This is a genomic window from Pseudomonas sp. TH41 (assembly GCF_016650695.1).
Lineage (GTDB): Bacteria > Pseudomonadota > Gammaproteobacteria > Pseudomonadales > Pseudomonadaceae > Aquipseudomonas.
In genome coordinates this window covers 1,701,203-1,720,562 of sequence record NZ_JAEKFH010000003.1, presented here as the reverse complement: position 1 = coordinate 1,720,562, position 19,360 = coordinate 1,701,203, and the positions used below count along the sequence as shown (strand labels likewise).

Genomic DNA, 19,360 nt, shown 5'->3' with positions numbered 1-19,360 from the left:
CATTGTAGGAGCGAGCTTGCTCGCGAAGGACGTTAACGATAACGCGTTCTTGCTGAATAAACGCATTGCTCTCGGGCCCTTCGCGAGCAAGCTCGCTCCTACAGGCAGATTCAAATCCCCTGACTGCGCAACCAGCTCATCAACTGCGGCAACGGGAAGGCCCCGCTCTGGCGTGCCACTTCCCGGCCGTTCTTGAACAGAATCAGACTCGGAATCGAGCGAATTCCCAGTTGCGCCGATAACTGCTGGTTCGCCTCGCTGTCCAGCTTGGCCAACCGGCACTTGCCCGCCAACTGCCCTGCTGCCTGCTCAAACACAGGTGCAAACGATTTGCACGGCCCACACCACTCGGCCCACACGTCCACCAGCAACGGCAAATCGCCCTTGATCTGACTGGCGTAATCGCCCTGCTTCAATTCGAACGGTTTGTTCAGCAAGACCTCGGCCTTGCAGCGACCGCATTTCGGATGGTCGTTGAGACGCTCGGCGGGGATGCGGTTGAGGCCGTTGCAGTGGGGGCAGGGGATGAGTAGAGGTTCAGTCATGATCGGGCTCTGATTGAAGGGCTGTCTATGGCACTGATCTGGAGTCGAAACAGGTCTTTATCAAGTATTAGAAGGCCAATGCTGGGTGACGGTTGTCGCAAACGCACACATTTTTCAGGCGTTCGATCCGGCGCCTATGGCTACGCTGGATTCAACTTCAACCTCTTTCAATTTTTATGAGGCATTCGCTTTTGCTTTCAGTTGCGTGCTACTTTTGTTGCACTTGTCGAGAAGTCGATATCCATCAATTGTCGGATAGGAGTTATCCCATGTCCGTGACTTCCAAAATCCGCCGTCAAGGGGGGGCTGCGGTGATTACTCTCCCGCCTACCTTGCTCAAGCTCCTTCATTTGGAAGTGGGGGCACAGTTAGAACTGAATGTGGTCGATGGCGAGTTGATAGCCCGGCCCGTTCTGCCCGTTTCTCACAAACGCTACAGCCTTGCGCAGTTACTGGAAGGATCCGATGCGATGGTTGAACTGAACGCGCAGACTGCATCTGCACGTGAAGGCGACCCCGTTGGCCGGGAGTTGGGCTGATGGTTCGTCGGCAAGCCCCGCAGCGGGGCGATGTCTATTGGATTGATCCGAATCCGGTTGCGGGCCGGGAGATGATGAACCGGCATCGCTTCGTGGTGATAACCCCAAGGGAAATCAACGCACTGGGCGTCAGTATGACTGTGCCTGTGACCAGTGGCGGGAGCTTCAGTCGAAACTCCGGGCTGGCGGTTATCGTCTCTGGTCACGAAACGAACGGCATCGCCGTGTGCAATCAGGTGCGCAGTTTTGACATTGAACAACGTGTCCATGATGGCTCGGCCAGGTTCATTGAACGGCTGGATGACGTCACGATGGCCGACATTGTTGCTCGAGTCGTCAGTGCCATTGATCCTCTGGATTGACGAGCTTCACGACGAACAACTGATCTCCAGATGCTTGCCCCACTCCGGCGGCCGCTCGGCATAGCTCTCCATCCCCGGCTGTTCCTCGAACGGATTACTCAGCACCGCGTGCAGCCGGCGAACTTCCGAATAGTCGCCACTCTCCGCCGCGTCGATCGCTTTCTGCGCCAGGTAGTTGCGCAGGATGTACAGCGGATTGACCGCGTGCATCCGTTTGCGGCGCTGCTCTTGATCAACCTCGCCATCACGGGCAGCACGGCCGATGTAGAGCTCGCCCCAGGCATCGAAGCCCTGGATGTCGACAAAGTCGTCACGCAACCGGGTGATGGCAAGGTCAGGTGATTCGTCGCCCAAACGGCGGAAGAACAGGCTGTAGTCGACGCCACTGTTCTGCATCAATTGCAGCAGCTGTTCCAGCAGTTTCTGGTCATCATCTTCGGCGGTGGTGAAACCGAGGCGGCGGCGCATCAGGTCCAGGTAATGGGCCTGATACAGCGGAAAGTACAGGCCGAGGGTTTCGCGCAGGGCTTCGACACTGATGAAGGGCGTCAAGGCCTGGGCCAGCGCGCTGAGGTTCCACTGGCCGATCGGCACCTGGTTGCTGAAGGAATAGCGGCCCTGATCATCAGAATGGTTGCAGATGAAGTGGGCGTCGAAGTCGTCGAGGAAGGCGAATGGGCCGAAGTCGAAGGTGATGCCGAGGATCGACATGTTGTCGGTGTTCATGACGCCGTGGCAGAAGCCGTAAGCCTGCCATTTGGCGATCAGCTCTGCGTTGCGCTCGACGATTTCGCGGAACATTGCCAGGTACGGTTCCGGCTGTTCCAGGCATTCCGGGAAATGCATTGCCAGCACGTGCTCGCCGAGTTCTTTCTGCTTCTCGGGTCGTTTGGTGTAGTAGAAATATTCGAAATGGCCGAAGCGCACATGGCTCGGCGCCAGGCGCAGGACCATGGCTGCACGCTCCTGTTTCTCGCGCCAGACCGGCGTGTCGGAGCCGATCACGCACAGCGCGCGGGTGGTCGGGATGTTCAGGGCGTTCAGCGCTTCGGAGGCGAGAAACTCGCGGATTGAGGAGCGCAGTACAGCCCGTCCGTCACCCATGCGCGAAAAGGGCGTCTGGCCGGCGCCCTTGAGGTGCAGGTCCCAATGTTCGCCAGCCTCGTTGTAGACCTCACCCAGCAACAAGCCGCGACCGTCGCCGAGCTGCGGATTGTAGGAACCGAACTGATGACCGGAGTAAACCATCGCCCGAGGCACTGCGTCGGCCCAGAGTTTGTGGCCGCTGAACAACTCGGCGAACGCCGGGGTTTCGGCCTCGGCCGGGTCCAGGTCCAGCAATGCCATGGCGGCGGGGCTGGCCACCACCAGGCGCGGGTTATCGATAGGCTCGGGTAGCACGTGGACAGAAAACGTATCGCCCAGGCGGGCGAAGCGATTATCGAAGGTCAGTTCGTCGAGGGCTTTCACCGGCCATCTCCAGCAGAATGTCCGAGCATTCTGCTAGGGATAGGGCGGTTAGTCGAGCTTGGCGGCCGGCGGTTCTTGCGGCGGTTTGCCATCAACCAGCGGCACAATGGTTTTGGTTTCCGGCTCGATCGGCACCATTCTGTATTCCTGGCCTTGAAGGTTCTTGAGGTAGACCTCCATCTGCCGGAACGAGATGTTGATGTGCTGCTTCTTGAACTCACGGTTGATGAAGCGGTTGACCTCATCGAGCACCGGGTTGCGGTCACCGAGGTCGCGCACGTGCATGCGCAACTCGTGGTCGAGCGTGCTTTCGCCGAAGTTCAGGAAGTACACATGAGGTTCCGGGTCTTTCAGCACCCGCGGGTTATCGCGAGCCGCTTTGAGCAGAAGCTCTTTCACCAGGTCCAGGTCCGAACCGTAGTCGACGCCGAGCTTGAGGGTCACCCGGGTGATGGTGTCGGTCAGGGACCAGTTGATCAGTTGCCCGGTGATGAACGTCTTGTTCGGGACAATGATGTCCTTGCGGTCGAAGTCGGTGATGGTGGTGGCACGGATGCGGATCTTGCTGACCGTACCCGACAGGTTGCCGATGGTAATGGTGTCGCCAATCCGTACCGGGCGTTCGAACAGGATCATGATGCCGGAGATGAAGTTGGCGAAGATTTCCTGCATCCCGAAGCCGAGGCCTACCGAGAGCGCCGCGACCAGCCATTGCAACTTGTCCCAGCTCACGCCGAGGGTCGACAGGGTCGAGACAAAACCGACACCGGCAATCACGTAGGACAGCAACGTAGTGGTGGCGTAGGCGCTGCCCTGCGCCAGGTTCAACTTCGACAACACCAACACTTCCAGCAGCCCCGGCAAGTTGCGCGCGAGGGCGAAGGTGATACCGATGATGATTAGCGCGCCGAGCATATCGCGCAGACTGATCGGCACCATGCTCATGTTGGCACCGGTGCCGCTGGTGTATTCGTAGAGGGTGACGTTGTCCAGGTACGAGAACACCGAGATCAGGTCTGACCAGACCCAATACAGCGCGGCGATGAAACCGCCCAGCAGCGCCAGTCGGATCAGGCGCAACGACTGCTCGTTGACCTTCTCGATGTCCAGGGTCGGCTCTTCGATGACCGCTTCGCCATCGCCGGCCTCTTTCGCCGCCTGGCGTTTGGCCAGGGCGCGCTGGTAGGCCAGGCGTCGGGCCGCAACGGAGAGGCCGCGGACGAAGGTGGCTTCGATGACCAGCCAGAACATCAGCAGGTACAGGGTGTTGATTAACCGGTCGCTGAGCTTCAGCGCGGTGTAGTAATAGCCGAAGCACACCGCCACGAACAACGCGACGGGCAGGACAGTGAACATGACCCCGACGGCCTTGCGGAACAGTGAAGCGTTTTCGTGAGCCGGGCTGCTGACCAGCAGCCGGCTGAGCAGCCAGGCCATCAAGGCGTAGCAGATCAGTACGACGGGCATGCCCAACACATCATCGGCCAGCGCCGCCGGTTGCAGCTCGGCAACCGCCACCACGGCGACCAACGCCATGACCACTAAACCGAGCCGACGAACCCAGCCTTGAAGGAATTCGACCTGAGGTTTTTCCCAGCGAAAGTGCAGTTCAGCCACGCCGCCCGGGGCGAGGATTCGGTAAGCGGTGTAGAACACCAGCCAGGCCTGGGCCATTTGCAGCAGTGCCGCGCCCATGTTGGCGTTCTGTCCGCGAGCGTCGATCTGCAAGGCCAGGCCGCACAACGCCAGGCCCAGCGAGACCGGCATGGCCAGCAGAATATTGATCAGAATCGCCTGCGGCGTGTGCAACTGGCTGTCACGTTTGAAATGGCCGATGTCCTTGTGAACCTTGTTCAGTCGTTCATACAGGCTTTTTCGCCGCCACAACAGCGCGCCGATCAGCAGGACCAACGGCAGAAACAGCAGTGGCCGTTGAATCAGGCCATCGGTCAATTCGCTGAGGCTAGAGGCCCATGGCAGGGTAGTGACCTGACGTTGCAGGCGTTCCGGCACGCCACGCATCCACTCAGCGTCCAGTGGTTTGTTGCTGGGGATCCAGAACATCTGCTCATCCAGCGTAGCCCTGAGGCTTTGCGCGGTGCTGAGCAATTGCTTCTGATTGAGTTGCAGGGTGATGGATTCGTTGAGTACCGCGCTGAGTTCGCGGTTCAGCCGCTCCAGCAGGTCGGCGCGGGTGGTCGCCAGCTCCAGCAGGCTCTTGCGCAACTGCGGGGTGACTTGCTCCGGTGGTTGGGTCGCCAGCAGGTTGTCGACATAGGTCGACGGGTTGCTGAGCAGCTCTCGTTGCTGGCCGACTTCGAACTGGTACAGGCGAATGTCGGCGATTTGATCGGCCAGATCGCGGTCGAGTTTGATGTGGGGCAGCAGCTGTTTCTGTTTGTAGAGAATCTTGGAAAGCAGCAGGCTGCCCCTGAGCACGTTGATCTGCTCGTCCAGGGCCGAATCGCTTTGGGTCACGCTGTCCAGCTGCTGCTTGGTCTGCAGGTTTTGCTGGGTGACGACGTTGAGGCGGTCCGTGCTTTTGAGCAGGTAGTCGGACAGCTTTAGATTGGCTGCGCTTTCGGTGGCCAGCAGGCTGCTGCCGCCGGCCTTTTGCGCCTCAATGGACTGCTGCGTCACGGTCTCTTGAGACTGAGCGAGGCGCTTCTGGTTGATCAGGTTTTGCAGGTCCTGAATCTCTTGATCCAGGCGGTCGGATTTTTCCGAGAGCAGGTCATGCTGGCTGTTGCCCAGGTCCTGCAACTGGCTGTTGCCGGCCAGTTCCTGGCGACGTAGCGGGATTAAGGCGTTCAGCGCGGCAAGCTCGGCGTTCAGTTGGTCGCGCTGCTCGCCGCTCAAGGTCTTGCCGTTGTCCTTGCCGGACTTGAGGATGTTATTGATCTGCTGGATGCGGGTCTGGCTGGCGGAAATTTCAGCCTGGGCGCGCTCGGGGCGAGTCTGGGCCGTAATCACCAGGCTGTTGGCGTCGCCCAAGGCCTTCTGCAGATCACTTTGCTGGGTGGAGCGCTCGGTGAGCATTTGCTCCAGCTGCTGGATCGACAGGTTGGCGAAGCGTTGCCCCATGGGCACCACTTTGGTGGCCTTGAGGCGCGTCAGCTCCCGCTGGTTTTCGATGTTCTGCTTGGGCGCGGTGGCCAGTTGCTGCTTGAGATCCACCAGCTTCTGTTCGTAATCACGCACGTTATTGAGCTGGGTGAGCGTGTTTTGCAGGATGGTTTGCAGGGTTTTCTGATCGGCCTCCGGCAGCTTGCGCTCGGCGATCTTGTCCAGGCTCGCCTGCACGGCTTCGCTGGACGGCGGTTCGGCCGCTTGCAACGTACCGACGGAGAGGCTCAAGCCCAGCAGGGCCATGATGAAAAAGGTGCGCAGGGTTGACATAGGGACCGATCGAAAACGAGACGAAGAATGGAGTTTAGAGGAACAAGCCGGGACCCGGGCGAGTTCCTTCGGGGAATCTGACGCCCACTTTGCCGATCTTGTTCCCTTCCATGACCGCGACAGTCCAGATGGTGCTGTTCCACTCCACCTGGTCACCGACGACGGGCGCACCGCCTACTTTATGGGCAATGAAGTGGCCCAGGGTCATGTCTGGATCGATGCCTTCGACTTTCAACCCGTACAGCGCCGCAACCGCGGCCAGCTGGGCGTCTCCTTCGAGCACGAAGTCGCCGAAGAAGCGCAAATCGAGGCCCCGTTGTGGCGCCTGGCTGAAGAGTTTTCCGAGGGCCGGAAGGTTATGTTCGTGGCCGATTACGCACAGCAAATCGTCAACTTCGAGCACCGTACTACCCGACGGATGGAGCAGTTGCTGGTGGCGAAACAGGGCGGCGATCCGCGTGCCTTCGGGCATTTTCAGTTCGCGAAGGGGCGAGCCGATGCACCATTTTTCGGCACCGAGGCGGTACACGAACAGCTCCCACTCGCTGGTGACGTGAACTTCCAGCGCCGCGCGTGAGATCGGTGCCGGCTCCGGTGGAACGGTCACTTTCAGCAGTTTGGCCACCCACGGCAGGCTCGTGCCCTGCACCAGCAGCGACACCAGCACAATAAAGAAGGCGAGGTTGAAGTACAGCTGGGCGTTGGGCAGGCCGGCCATCAACGGGAACACCGCCAGAATGATCGGCACCGCGCCGCGTAACCCGACCCAAGAGATAAAGGCTTTTTCGCGACCATGGAACGCCTTGAACGGCAGCAGGCCGACCATCACCGACAGCGGCCGGGCAAACAGAATCATCCACAGCGCCAGACCCAGCGCCGGCAGGGCAATCGGTAGCAGGTCGTGGGGCGTGACCAACAGCCCCAGCACCAGGAACATCCCGATCTGCGCCAGCCAGGCCATGCCGTCGAGCATGTGCAAAATGCCATGGCGGCTGCGCACCGGGCGGTTACCGATCACCAGGCCGCACAGGTAAACAGCGAGGAAACCGCTGCCGTGCAAGGCGTTGGTCAGGGCGAAGACGGCGAGGCCGCCGGCGATCACCAGAATCGGGTACAGGCCGTTGGCCAGATGGATGCGATTGACCAGTTGCAACATGACCCAGCCACCGCCGAGGCCGATGACGGCCCCGATACCGAACTCACGCAGGAAGTGCCCGAGCAGGCTCCAATGCAGGCCGGTCTGGCCGCTGGCGAGCATGTCGATCAGGGTGACGGTGAGAAACACCGCCATCGGGTCGTTGCTACCGGACTCGATCTCAAGGCTGGCGGTGACCCGTTCGTTCAGGCCTTTGCCGCCCAACAGCGAGAACACCGCCGCAGCATCCGTGGAGCCGACGATGGCGCCGATCAACAGGCCTTGAATGATATTCAGGTTGAACAGCCACGCGGCGGCCATGCCAGTCAGCGCGGTGGTAATCAATACCCCGACCGTGGCCAGCGACAGTGCTGGCCACAACGCCACGCGGAAACTCGCCACCCGGGTCCGCAAGCCGCCGTCGAGCAGGATGACGGCCAGGGCGAGGTTGCCGACCAGATAAGCCGTTGGGTAGTTATCGAAGATAATGCCGCCGCCATCGACGCCGGCCGCCATGCCCACAGCCAGGATGATCACCAGAATCGGGATGCCGAGGCGGGACGAAAGTGAGCTGACCAGAATGCTCGCACCTACCAGCAACGCGCCAATCAAGAACAGGCTGTTGATGGTCGTCGCATTCAAAGGCAGTACTCCAGAAAGCTGAAAGACGGGCACAAACTGACCATGCAGTCTGCGTGCCAGCGATTCTAACCTGTTGAAATGTGATGCTGTCAAAAAGCTTTTTGCAGTCATCGCAGACCTCTTGTAGGAGCGAAGCTTGCTCGCGAAAAATATCCAGGCAACGGGGTCATCCAGACAGCACGCGTTATCGTTAACGCCTTTCGCGAGCAAGCTTCGCTCCTACAGGGGTGGGCGCGTTACTTCTGACCTATGGCGACGAAGTGCAGGAACCAGATCCGTCTGTCGCAGTCTTTAAAGATCGCGAGAAAGGTCGTCCGCCAGGAAAATCAAGGCCTTGAGCCCGATTAACCCTGGCATCCGTGATGACTTTTCTTTATCGTACGCGCCCCTTGAAAATGCTTGGAAAATCAAAATGTTGGAAGCATCCCTAAGCCAATTGGAACAGCTGGTCAGCGAACTGGTGCAACAGAACCAGAGCCTGCTCGGCACCAACCAAACCCTGAGCGCAGAACTGGCCCAGGCCAAGGATGAAAACGAAAGCCTGCAATTGAGCCTGATGGAGCAGGAAGAGAAGCAAGGTGCAACGGCTGCACGCATCCAGGCCCTGGTTGAGCGCGTCAGCGCCGGCCCGGTCAGCGCATGAATCATGGCGCCGCAGGGGTAAAAGTCGTCTCGATTCTGGGGGAGGACTATTCGATCAAGGCGCCGGCCGGGGAAGAGCAAACCCTGCTGGACGCCGCATTAATGTTGAAGGCCGCTCTGGCTGACACCAAAAGGAAGTACCCGACGCTGATCGGCGACCGGCTGTTGGTGCTGGCCGCCATGAATCTGTGCTCGCAGCAGATCGAAATGCAAAAGCAGCACAAGCTCGAACTCAACCGTTACCAAGAGCAAGTCAGCGCCACGGTTGAAGTGATCTCCAAGACGATCAATCAGGCCTGATCGGCTTTGCGCACAACCAAAGAATAAGTTGTCGGTTGAGTTGTATACAATCGGCACGGCTGTTGCAGTGTTTCAGCCTCTTATTCTTTGGGGGTGCTCCATGCAGTTCTGGCGACGCAGTATTCAATGGCAGTTGATCCTCAGTATGGGGTCCGCGCTGCTGGTCAGTATTCTGATCGTGGTGGGCATTTATACCCTCGTGGTCAACCGGCTTGCCGAGCGCTATCTGGTCGAGCAAGCGCTGCCGTCAAGCATCGAAGCGATGCGCAACGACATCGAACGAATTCTGGTTCAACCCCTCACCGCCGCCAAGGACATCGCCAGCAATAGCATGGTGCGCGACTGGTTGGCCGGGGGTGAAAACAGCGCCCAGACCGACACTTTTGTGACCTATCTGGAAGGCATTCGCGCTGAACACAAAGCCTTCACCGCACTGATTGTCGGCGCGGCTTCAAACCACTACTTCACTGAAAAAGGCCTGGACCGGACCCTCAGCCGTTCCAACCCGAAGGACGCATGGTTCTATTCATTTCTGGACAGCAACCAGCCGAAGACCCTCAATATCGACAATGACACCGCGACCGGAGAATTGGCGCTGTTCATCGACCTCAAGGTCGAGCAGGCCGGCAAAGTCGTGGGCGTTGCAGGCCTTGGCCTGAGCATGAAAGAGCTGTCGGAGCTGATCCACAACTTCAACTTCGGTGAGCACGGCAGGGTCTATCTCGTGCGTTCCGACGGTTTGATCCAGGTTCATCCCGAAGCGCAATTTAGCGGCAAACGTACCTTGGCCGAACAAATCGGCACGTCGGCGGCGCAAGCGGTCATGGGTCAAAAAGCCGCCATCAGCAGCCGTTTTGTGCGCGAAGGCGAAGAATATTTGGCGTTGAGCCTGCCGCTGCGGGATCTGGGCTGGACGTTGGTGGCGGAAGTGCCGCAATCGCAGATCTACGCCGAAGCACGTCGCGCCATGTGGATGAGCAGCGGTATCGGCCTGGCGGTGGCGCTGGTGTGCCTTCTGTTGGTGGTATTGCTGGCCCGTGGATTGGTTCGCCCGATTCGTCAGGTAACAGCGGCACTGGTGGCTATCGGTAGCGGTGGGGGAGATTTGACCCACAGGTTAGATTCCAGTCGCGCCGATGAGCTGGGCGACCTGGCGCGCGGCTTCAATCGATTTCTGGACAGTCAGCGCGACATGATCGGCGAGGTACTGACCACCAGCGAGCGTTTGCGCACAGCGGTCGGTCAGGTGGCTCGCGTGGTGGACAACACCGCTGAACGCTCCGGACGTCAGCAGGAAATGACTGACATGGTCGCCACCGCGGTTCATGAAATGGGCCTGACCGTGCAGGAAATCGCCCAGAACGCCGGCAACGCGGCGGTCGCTTCGCAAAACGCTCGTGACGAAGCGCTGCAGGCCCGCGAGGTGGTGGGTGGGTCGATCCGGCACATCGAAAGCATGTCCGATGAAATCGGCATCGCCGCCAGTGCGGTGGGCGATCTGGCCAATCAGGTGGCGTCCATCGATCAGGTGTTGGCGGTGATTCGCGGGATTTCCGAGCAGACTAACTTGCTGGCACTGAATGCGGCGATTGAGGCGGCTCGGGCCGGGGACATGGGGCGTGGTTTTGCGGTGGTGGCCGATGAAGTGCGAACACTGGCGCGCCGAACGCAAGCGTCGACCGACGAGATTCAGCAGATGATCGGCAGCCTCAAGCAGGGCGCGGAGAATGCGGTGTCGTCGATGCATTCCGGGCAGGCGGCGACGGGCACTGGCGTTGAGTCGAGCCAGCGCACCGGGGCTTCATTGACGGCAATTACCGGGCAGGTCGAGCGCATCAGTGACATGAACCATCAGGTAGCGACGGCGACGGAAGAGCAGTCGGCGGTGACCGAAGAGATCAACCGCAACGTGCAGGGGATTTCTGACTTGGCCCGGGCGACGGCCGGAGAAGTCAGGGCCTGTCGTGAAGATTGTCAGACGTTGCAGCGCTTGGCGGATGATTTGGCGCGGCAGATGGGTGGCTTCAAGTTGAGCTAGAAGATCAAAAGATCGCAGCCTGCGGCAGCTCCTACATTGGAATGCGTTCCCTGTAGGAGCTGCCGCAGGCTGCGATCTTTTTTGTGGCCATTACACCGATCTATGTCCGATCAAAACCACTCATCCCGCATCCCAAGGCACACATCATCCCGCGCCTCAAGAATCGCCAGCTCATGGTGACAACCCGGTACTTCCCACGTCAGAAAATACCGCGCCGCCTGCAACTTGCCTTTATAGAAGCTCACATCCGCCGCAATCCGTTTGGCCAACCCTTCCTCGGCACGAATCGCCTGCTCCAGCCAGCGCCAGCCAATCACCGTGTGCCCGAACACTTTCAGGTACAGCGCCGAGTTCGCCAGGCTGCTGTTGACCTTGCCTTGAGCCAGGTCGGTCAGCAGGCCGATGGTCACCGTTTGCAGGCGCGCCACCAATTTCTCCAGCGGTTCACGTAGCGGCGTTAGCGATTCATACACCTGCGCACGCTCGGCGGTATCGGCGATCAAGCGAATCAGCTGCTTGAGCCCGGCCCCACCGTTTTGCGCCAACTTTCGCCCCAGCAAGTCCAGCGACTGAATGCCATGAGTCCCTTCATGAATCGGGTTCAGGCGGTTGTCGCGGTAATACTGTTCCACCGGGTACTCACGGGTATAACCGTGGCCGCCAAGAATCTGGATCGCCAGTTCGTTGGCCTTCAGGCAGAACTCCGACGGCCAGGATTTGACGATCGGCGTCAACAAATCCAGCAGCTCATGCGCTTGCTTGCGCTCGGATTCGGACTCAAGCGTCGTGGTGTCATCGAACAGCCGTGCCGCGTACAGCCCGAGGTCGAACGAGCCTTCGACGTAGGCTTTCTGAGTCAGCAACATGCGTTTCACGTCCGCATGCGCAATGATTGCCACCGGTGCGGTGTTCGGGTCTTTGCTGTCCGGCACGCGGCCCTGCGGGCGCTCGCGCGCGTACGCCAGGGAGTACAGATAACCGGCATAACCGAGCATCACTGCGCCCATGCCGACGCCGATCCGCGCTTCGTTCATCATCTGGAACATGTAGCTCAAGCCATGGTGTGGCTTGCCCACCAGATAGCCGACACACTCGCCGTTATCGCCGAAGTTCAGCGCGGTGGACGTGGTGCCGCGCCAGCCCATCTTGTGGAACAGGCCTGCCAGCAATACGTCGTTGCGTTTGCCGAGGCTGCCGTCATCGTTAACCAGAAACTTGGGCACGATAAACAGCGAAATGCCCTTCACCCCGGCCGGTGCGTCAGGGAGTTTGGCCAGGACCATGTGCACGATGTTTTCCGACAGCGGGTGATCACCGCCGGAGATGAAGATCTTGTTGCCTTTGAGTCGATAAGTGCCGTCGGACGCCGGCTCGGCGCGAGTACGAATGTCCGACAGCGACGAGCCGGCGTGGGGTTCGGTCAGGGCCATGGTGCCGAAGAAGCGCCCATCGATCATCGGCTGCAGGAACCGGCGTTTCTGCTCATCAGTGCCGAAGCTTTCGATCAGGTTCGCCGCGCCCATGGTCAGGAAAGGGTACGAGGTCGATGCAGCGTTGGCCGACTGGAAATGCGCGAAGCAGGCCTGGGACAACAGTGTAGGAAGTTGCATGCCGCCGGCGTCGAAACTGCGCGCGGCATTGAGGAAACCGGCTTCGAGGAAGGCATCCACCGCCGGTTTTACTTCTGGGATCAGAATCGCCTGACCGTCTTCGTAGCGCGGCTCGTTTTCGTCGCCCTTGCGGTTGTGCGGGGCGAAAAACTTCTCGGCAATGTTGCGAGCCGTGCCGATGGCGGCATCGAAGGTTTCGCGGTTGTGCTCGGCGAAACGCTCACGCTGAGTCAGGCCCTCGGCATCGAGGACTTCATACAGCTCGAAAGCCAGATTGCGGGAACTGAGCAACGTCTCGGACATGGCGGCCTACCTTTTATTGGAATGGGCCGAGTCTAGGCGGGGGGAGGGCGGGGTGAACAGGATGATTGATGAGCGTGATGGTGTGTTGCGGGCACCGCTAATCAAATGTGGGAGCGGGCTTGCTCGCGAATGCGGTGTAACAGTCAATGTTGATGTCGACTGACACTCCGCCTTCGCGAGCAAGCCCGCTCCCACAAGGTTTCTGCATTCCAGGCGTCCATTGCGGACGCCTGGCTTCATTGCTGTTTAGCCGATCGTCATCAAGCTCGCATTACCACCCGCCGCCGCAGTGTTAACGCTCAACGCCCGCTCGATCACCAGCCTCTCCAGTGCAATGTTGGTCTCGCCCTGGGACAACCCATGAACCCCAACAATCGCCCCGGCACGCTTGGCCACTTGCTGGCACACCGCTCGCAGCTGATCGGAATGGCCATGGTGCAGAACGGCATCGAACACCACTTCGTCCTTGGTCCAGTCGGAAACCAGCTTGATCTTCGCCTGAACTTCCTTCGGCAGGCGTGCGAACAACGCCTTGGTCAGGTCAGCTTCCGGCCATACCGCCGAACCACCCACGGCCAACACCGCAGCCAGTTGCGTCAGCAGATCGCCTTCGACTTCCGCCAGGCACAACACGTGTTCGCGGGGCAGGATGGCGTAGCTGTTGCGTTCGCCGGTCGGGCCCGCCAATACACGGGTGATGCCGCTTTGCGATTGCGCCGCGAACTGCACGCACAATGCGCTCAGGTCGCTGAACGTGTTGCTGTCGGCCCAGGCTTGCAGCGCGGTCAGCGGTTTGCTCATGGCATCACGCAGGCGAACGTCCGGTGCGGTGATGGCGTCACCGCGAGCGAAGGATTGCTCGATCGCATCGGTAGGACGGGTCGACAGCAGGCGGTACAGGTACAGCGGGCCACCGGCTTTCGGGCCAGTACCCGACAACCCTTCGCCGCCGAACGGTTGCACGCCGACCACCGCACCGACGATGTTGCGGTTCACGTAGACGTTACCCGCGTTGACGTTGTCGATCACCTTGGCGATGGTCTCGTCGATCCGGGTGTGTACGCCCAGGGTCAGGCCGTAACCGGAAGCGTTGATCTGAGCGATCAGTTGATCGATTTCCTTGCGCTTGTAGCGAACCACGTGCAGTACCGGGCCGAAAATCTCCCGTTGCAGCTCGTCGAAGCTTTCCAGTTCGATCAGGGTCGGCATCACAAAGGTGCCGCGTTTGACTTCCTCGGTGTTGGCAATCGCCACCTGGTACACGCTGCGACCTTTGTCGCGCATGCCCTGGATGTGCTTCTCGATGCCGGCCTTGGCTTCGGCGTCGATCACCGGGCCGATGTCCACGGACAGGCGCTCTGGATTACCGAGACGGCATTCAGCCATGGCGCCCTTGAGCATTTCGATGACACGGTCAGCGGAATCTTCCTGCAAGCACAGGACCCGCAATGCCGAGCAACGTTGGCCGGCACTGTCGAAGGCCGACGACACCACGTCGATCACTACCTGTTCGGTCAGTGCCGAGGAGTCGACGATCATCGCGTTCTGGCCGCCGGTTTCAGCGATCAGCGGAATCGGGCGACCCTGTGCATCCAGGCGCCCTGCGACGTTACGTTGCAGCAATCGAGCGACTTCGGTGGAGCCGGTAAACATCACGCCTTTGACCCGATCGTCACCGACCAGACGCGCGCCAACCGTTTCGCCACGGCCCGGCAGCAGTTGCAGCACGCCTTCCGGAATCCCGGCTTCGAGGAGCAGGCGCACGGCTTGAGCCGCCACCAGCGGGGTTTGTTCCGCAGGCTTGGCCAGCACCGGGTTACCGGCGGCCAGTGCCGCAGCGACTTGGCCGCTGAAGATCGCCAGCGGGAAGTTCCATGGGCTGATGCACACCACCGGGCCCAGTGGGCGGTGGGCGTCGTTGGTGAAATCGTTGCGCGCTTGCACCGCGTAATAACGCAGGAAATCCACGGCTTCGCGCACTTCGGCGATGGCGTTGGCGAAGGTCTTGCCGGCTTCGCGAGCCAGCAGGCCCATCAGTGGCTGGATCTCGCCTTCCATCAAATCGGCAGCACGTTCCAGGATCGCGGCGCGTTCGGCGGGCGGGGTGGCCTGCCAGATCGGCGCCGCGTTCAGGGCGCACTGGATGGCGTTGTCGACGTCTTCGACGGTGGCTTCCTGCACGTGGCCCACCACGTCACGCAGATCGGACGGATTCAGCACCGGTGCTGGCGTTTCGGAGCTGGAGGCACAACCGAGCATCGGCGCGGCTTTCCAGTGGTTGTGAGCGGTGGCCAGCAGGGCGCAGGACAGGGAGGCCAGACGATGTTCGTTGGCCATGTCGATGCCGCTGGAGTTGGCGCGCTCGGCACCATAAAGATCACGCGGCAGCGGGATACGCGGGTGCGGCAGGCCGAAGCCACCTTCCAGCGTCGCCATCTGCTCGATGCTGGCTACTGGATCGGCCACCAGCTCCTGAATCGAAATAGATTGGTCGGCAATGCGGTTAACGAACGAGGTGTTCGCGCCGTTTTCCAACAGACGACGTACCAGGTACGCCAACAGTGTTTCGTGAGTACCCACTGGCGCGTACACGCGGCACGGACGGTTCAGCTTGCCTTCGGAAACTTTGCCTACAACCTGTTCGTACAGCGGTTCGCCCATGCCGTGCAGGCACTGGAACTCGTACTGGCCCGGGTAATAGTTCTGACCGGCAATGTGGTAAATGGCCGACAGTGTGTGAGCGTTGTGCGTAGCGAATTGCGGGTAGATGACTTCTGGCACCGACAGCAATTTGCGGGCGCAAGCGATGTAGGACACGTCGGTGTACACCTTGCGGGTGTAGACCGGATAGCCTTCCAGGCCTTCGACCTGGGCGCGCTTGATTTCGCTGTCCCAGTAGGCGCCTTTCACCAGGCGGATCATCAGGCGATGACGGCTGCGGCGAGCCAGGTCGATCACGTAATCAATCACGTACGGGCAACGCTTCTGATAAGCCTGGATCACGAAACCGATGCCGTTCCAGCCCGTCAGTTGCGGCTCGAAGCACAAGCGCTCCAGCAGGTCCAGCGACAGCTCGAGGCGGTCGGCTTCTTCGGCGTCGATGTTCAGGCCGATGTCGTATTGCTTGGCCAGCAAGGTCAGCGACAGCAGGCGCGGGTACAACTCGTCCATCACGCGCTCGTATTGCGCGCGGCTGTAGCGCGGGTGCAGCGCCGAGAGCTTGATGGAAATACCCGGACCTTCATAAATCCCACGGCCGTGGGACGCTTTGCCGATCGAGTGGATGGCTTGTTCGTACGAGGCCAGGTACTTCTGGGCGTCGTGCTCGGTGAGTGCGGCTTCACCCAGCATGTCGTAGGAATAGCGGAAGCCCTTGGCTTCGAACTTGCTGGCGTTGGCCAGGGCTTCGGCGATGGTTTCGCCGGTGACGAACTGCTCGCCCATCAGGCGCATGGCCATGTCGACGCCCTTGCGGATCATCGGCTCGCCGCTCTTGCCGATGATGCGACTCAAGGATGAAGTCAGGCCGGCTTCGTTGTGGGTGGCGACCAGTTTACCGGTCAGCAGCAAGCCCCAGGTGGCGGCGTTGACGAACAGCGACGGGCTGTTGCCCAAGTGCGGGTGCCAGTTGCCGGTGCTGATTTTGTCGCGGATCAGCGCGTCACGGGTGCCTTTGTCCGGGATGCGCAGCAGCGCTTCGGCCAGGCACATCAGCGCCACACCTTCTTGGGACGACAGGGAAAATTCCTGCAACAGACCCTGAACAATCCCGGCACGGCCGCCGGCGCTCTTCTGATTGCGCAGTTTTTCGGCAATCGAGGACGCGAGCTTGTTGGTCGCTTCAGCCATCGCTGCTGGCAGGCGAGCCTGTTCGATCAGCATGGGCACCACTTCAGGTTCCGGGCGACGGTAGGCAGCAGTGATGGAGGCGCGCAGTACCGATTGCGGCAGGATGCTTTCGGCGAATTCGAGGAAACACTGGTGGGCGTGATCCAGCGGCGCATCGACAGCGTCGTCGGAATCCTTGGTCAAACCGCTCAGCTCGGTCAGGGTTGCACCACCCTCGAGTTTTTCCAGGTAATTGAAAATTGCCTGCTTGATCAACCAGTGCGGCGTGCGATCAATCGAGGTCGCGGCGGCCTTGAGGCGCTCGCGGGTCGGGTCGTCAAGTTTGACCCCAAGGGTGGTGGTAGCCATTTTTTATCCTCATGTTTGCCACGACCGCGTGGCATCAGCTGGCGGCAAGATTAGCTGTGCAATCCTCGAGGTGCAACCGGGTGCAACCCTTTTTTTGTCGGAATAATACGCAGCTCGTCAGGAAATAAATTCCGGTACGAGCGTATCGCTCCTGCTTGGTGCTTTTACTTCTAGTAAAACCTTTTGACTGCGCTAAAAGGGAGCAAAAACAGTAACGCCAATTGTAGGAGCGAGCTTGCTCGCGATGGACTCAAGGGCACCGTATTTATCCGGTAAGCCCGCGTTATCGTTAGCCACCATCGCGAGCAAGCTCGCTCCTACAATTGGCTACATTCGCTGAGCGGCATGAGAGAAAAATCTGGGATTTTCAATGAGATGTGTCTAGGTGCAACTTATTCTCAAGAAATTGGTTGCACCTTATTTGCGTTGTTGAATAGGATTCGCGCACCAAAGGTGCAACCCGTTAAATCGACGGTGCGCCGGCTGATGGCTTTCCTGGGGAAACATCAGTCATAAATGCGCGGGCCCCAATCGCCTGTCGCTACATAAAAACAAAGCCAGGGCATCACTTAATGAGCGTAAGCAATCCAACCCTGATCACGTTCGTGATCTACATCGCTGCAATGGTGCTGATCGGCCTTATGGCCTATCGCTCCACCAACAATCTGTCTGACTACATCCTGGGTGGCCGCAGCCTGGGCAGCGTCGTAACGGCTTTGTCCGCAGGCGCCTCCGATATGAGCGGCTGGTTGTTGATGGGCTTGCCGGGCGCTATCTACATGTCCGGGCTGTCCGAAAGCTGGATCGCCATCGGCCTGATCGTGGGTGCTTATCTGAACTGGCTGTTCGTCGCCGGCCGTCTGCGTGTGCAGACTGAGCACAACGGCGATGCGCTGACACTGCCGGATTACTTCTCCAGCCGTTTCGAAGACAAAAGCGGCCTGCTGCGGATCATCTCCGCAATCGTGATCCTGGTGTTCTTCACCATCTACTGCGCCTCCGGCATCGTCGCCGGCGCCCGCCTGTTCGAAAGCACGTTCGGCATGTCCTACGAGACAGCCCTGTGGGCCGGCGCTGCGGCGACGATTGCCTACACCTTCGTCGGCGGTTTCCTGGCCGTGAGCTGGACTGACACCGTGCAAGCCACGCTGATGATCTTCGCCCTGCTGCTGACGCCGATCATTGTGCTGTTGGCCACCGGCGGCATCGACACCACCTTCCTGGCGATCGAAGCGCAAGACCCCGGCAACTTCGACATGCTGAAAAACACCACCTTCATCGGCATCATCTCGCTGATGGGCTGGGGCCTGGGCTATTTCGGCCAGCCGCACATCCTGGCGCGTTTCATGGCGGCGGATTCGGTCAAGTCGATTGCCAACGCCCGTCGCATCTCCATGACCTGGATGATCCTGTGCCTGGGCGGCACCGTCGCTGTCGGCTTCTTCGGTATCGCGTACTTCTCGGCCAACCCTGCCGTGGCGATGCCCGTCAGTGAAAACCACGAACGTGTGTTCATCGAGCTGGCCAAAATCCTCTTCAACCCATGGGTCGCCGGTGTGCTGCTGTCGGCTATTCTAGCGGCGGTCATGAGCACCCTGAGCTGCCAGTTGCTGGTGTGCTCGAGTGCCCTGACCGAAGACTTCTACAAAACCTTCCTGCGTAAAAGCGCCTCCCAGGTCGAACTGGTCTGGGTCGGCCGCGCCATGGTGCTGCTGGTCGCCCTGATCGCTATCGCGTTGGCCGCTAACCCGCAAAACCGCGTGTTGGGTCTGGTCAGCTACGCCTGGGCGGGTTTCGGTGCTGCGTTCGGTCCGGTGGTCCTGATCTCCGTGATCTGGAAAGACATGACCCGCAACGGCGCACTGGCCGGGATCCTGGTCGGCGCGATCACTGTGATCGTCTGGAAACACTTCGAATTGCTCGGCCTGTACGAAATCATCCCTGGTTTCATCTTCGCCAGCCTGGCCATCTACATCGTCAGCAAACTGGGCACGCCGACCTCCGGCATGCTTCAGCGCTTCGCCGCTGCCGAGGCTGATTTCCGCCTGAACAAGTGATGGGAATGAGCTGATGCTCTGACCTTGCTCCGAACATGAAAACGGCCCGCTTCCTTTTGGAGGCGGGCCGTTTTTTTTTGCGCAAAGTTCGAAGCGCTGAAAATTCCCTGTAGGAGCGAGC

12 protein-coding genes and 1 pseudogene are annotated in these 19,360 nt (G+C 59.9%); 7 read left to right on the top strand and 6 right to left on the bottom strand.

The genetic code is table 11. The features are described 5' to 3' along the window. Window positions 1-110: 110 nt before the first annotated feature. The gene (trxC, locus tag JFU37_RS10430) at window positions 111-545 is read right to left on the bottom strand and encodes a thioredoxin TrxC (RefSeq protein WP_201115218.1); all 435 of its coding nucleotides are present in this window, start codon (window positions 543-545) and stop codon (window positions 111-113) included. A 269-nt stretch (window positions 546-814) separates the two neighbouring features. On the opposite strand from trxC, the gene JFU37_RS10425 reads away from it, so the two are divergent. Together JFU37_RS10425 and JFU37_RS10420 are read left to right on the top strand one after the other, a co-directional pair. Next, window positions 815-1,084 carry an AbrB/MazE/SpoVT family DNA-binding domain-containing protein gene (locus JFU37_RS10425; protein WP_201115217.1) on the top strand — a complete coding sequence of 90 codons (270 nt, stop codon included), beginning with the start codon at window positions 815-817 and terminating at the stop codon, window positions 1,082-1,084. Further along, the gene (locus JFU37_RS10420; protein ID WP_201115216.1) at window positions 1,084-1,446 is read left to right on the top strand and encodes a type II toxin-antitoxin system PemK/MazF family toxin; all 363 of its coding nucleotides are present in this window, start codon (window positions 1,084-1,086) and stop codon (window positions 1,444-1,446) included. Before JFU37_RS10425 ends, JFU37_RS10420 begins: the two co-directional genes overlap by 1 nt. 6 nt (window positions 1,447-1,452) lie before the next feature. On the opposite strand, the gene selO is transcribed toward JFU37_RS10420, so the two are convergent. Genes selO through JFU37_RS10405 form a run of 3 tightly spaced genes read right to left on the bottom strand, consistent with a single transcriptional unit; the run spans window position 1,453 to window position 8,092 of the window. Continuing rightward, complete coding sequence (gene selO, locus JFU37_RS10415) at window positions 1,453-2,916, bottom strand: protein adenylyltransferase SelO (protein WP_201115215.1); 1,464 nt, start codon at window positions 2,914-2,916, stop codon at window positions 1,453-1,455. A gap of 48 nt (window positions 2,917-2,964) precedes the next feature. Further along, a complete protein-coding gene (gene mscK, locus JFU37_RS10410; protein ID WP_201115214.1) occupies window positions 2,965-6,315 on the bottom strand; it encodes a mechanosensitive channel MscK in 3,351 nt (1,116 codons plus the stop codon). 34 nt (window positions 6,316-6,349) lie between these two features. Next, window positions 6,350-8,092, bottom strand: coding sequence for a potassium/proton antiporter (locus JFU37_RS10405; protein ID WP_201115213.1), 1,743 nt, complete (start codon window positions 8,090-8,092; stop codon window positions 6,350-6,352). Window positions 8,093-8,504: 412 nt separating this feature from the next. Between JFU37_RS10405 and JFU37_RS10400 the strand changes: the two genes are divergently transcribed. The 4 genes and pseudogenes from JFU37_RS10400 to JFU37_RS31245 all read left to right on the top strand — a co-directional run bounded on the left by JFU37_RS10400 (window position 8,505) and on the right by JFU37_RS31245 (window position 11,072). Then, window positions 8,505-8,735, top strand: a complete 231-nt coding sequence (locus JFU37_RS10400) for a hypothetical protein (RefSeq protein ID WP_201115212.1) — start codon at window positions 8,505-8,507, stop codon at window positions 8,733-8,735. Then, entirely contained in the window at window positions 8,732-9,034 is a 303-nt protein-coding gene (locus JFU37_RS10395; protein ID WP_201115211.1) for a cell division protein ZapA, read from the top strand. Before JFU37_RS10400 ends, JFU37_RS10395 begins: the two co-directional genes overlap by 4 nt. A 100-nt stretch (window positions 9,035-9,134) precedes the next feature. Continuing rightward, window positions 9,135-10,208, top strand: a pseudogene (locus JFU37_RS31250) (HAMP domain-containing protein); the annotation flags it as partial. An 18-nt stretch (window positions 10,209-10,226) separates the two neighbouring features. Further along, window positions 10,227-11,072 (top strand): methyl-accepting chemotaxis protein, encoded by an 846-nt coding sequence (locus tag JFU37_RS31245; protein ID WP_446739441.1) that lies wholly within the window; start codon window positions 10,227-10,229, stop codon window positions 11,070-11,072. 110 nt (window positions 11,073-11,182) lie between these two features. On the opposite strand, the gene JFU37_RS10385 is transcribed toward JFU37_RS31245, so the two are convergent. Next, window positions 11,183-12,985, bottom strand: coding sequence for an acyl-CoA dehydrogenase (locus JFU37_RS10385; protein ID WP_201115209.1), 1,803 nt, complete (start codon window positions 12,983-12,985; stop codon window positions 11,183-11,185). A 246-nt stretch (window positions 12,986-13,231) separates the two neighbouring features. Next, window positions 13,232-17,182, bottom strand: coding sequence for a trifunctional transcriptional regulator/proline dehydrogenase/L-glutamate gamma-semialdehyde dehydrogenase (gene putA, locus JFU37_RS10380; RefSeq protein ID WP_201115208.1), 3,951 nt, complete (start codon window positions 17,180-17,182; stop codon window positions 13,232-13,234). Window positions 17,183-17,754: 572 nt separating this feature from the next. Between putA and putP the strand changes: the two genes are divergently transcribed. Continuing rightward, on the top strand, window positions 17,755-19,239 hold the full coding sequence (putP, locus tag JFU37_RS10375) for a sodium/proline symporter PutP (protein WP_201115207.1): 1,485 nt from the start codon (window positions 17,755-17,757) through the stop codon (window positions 19,237-19,239). The last annotated feature ends 121 nt before the right edge of the window (window positions 19,240-19,360 follow it).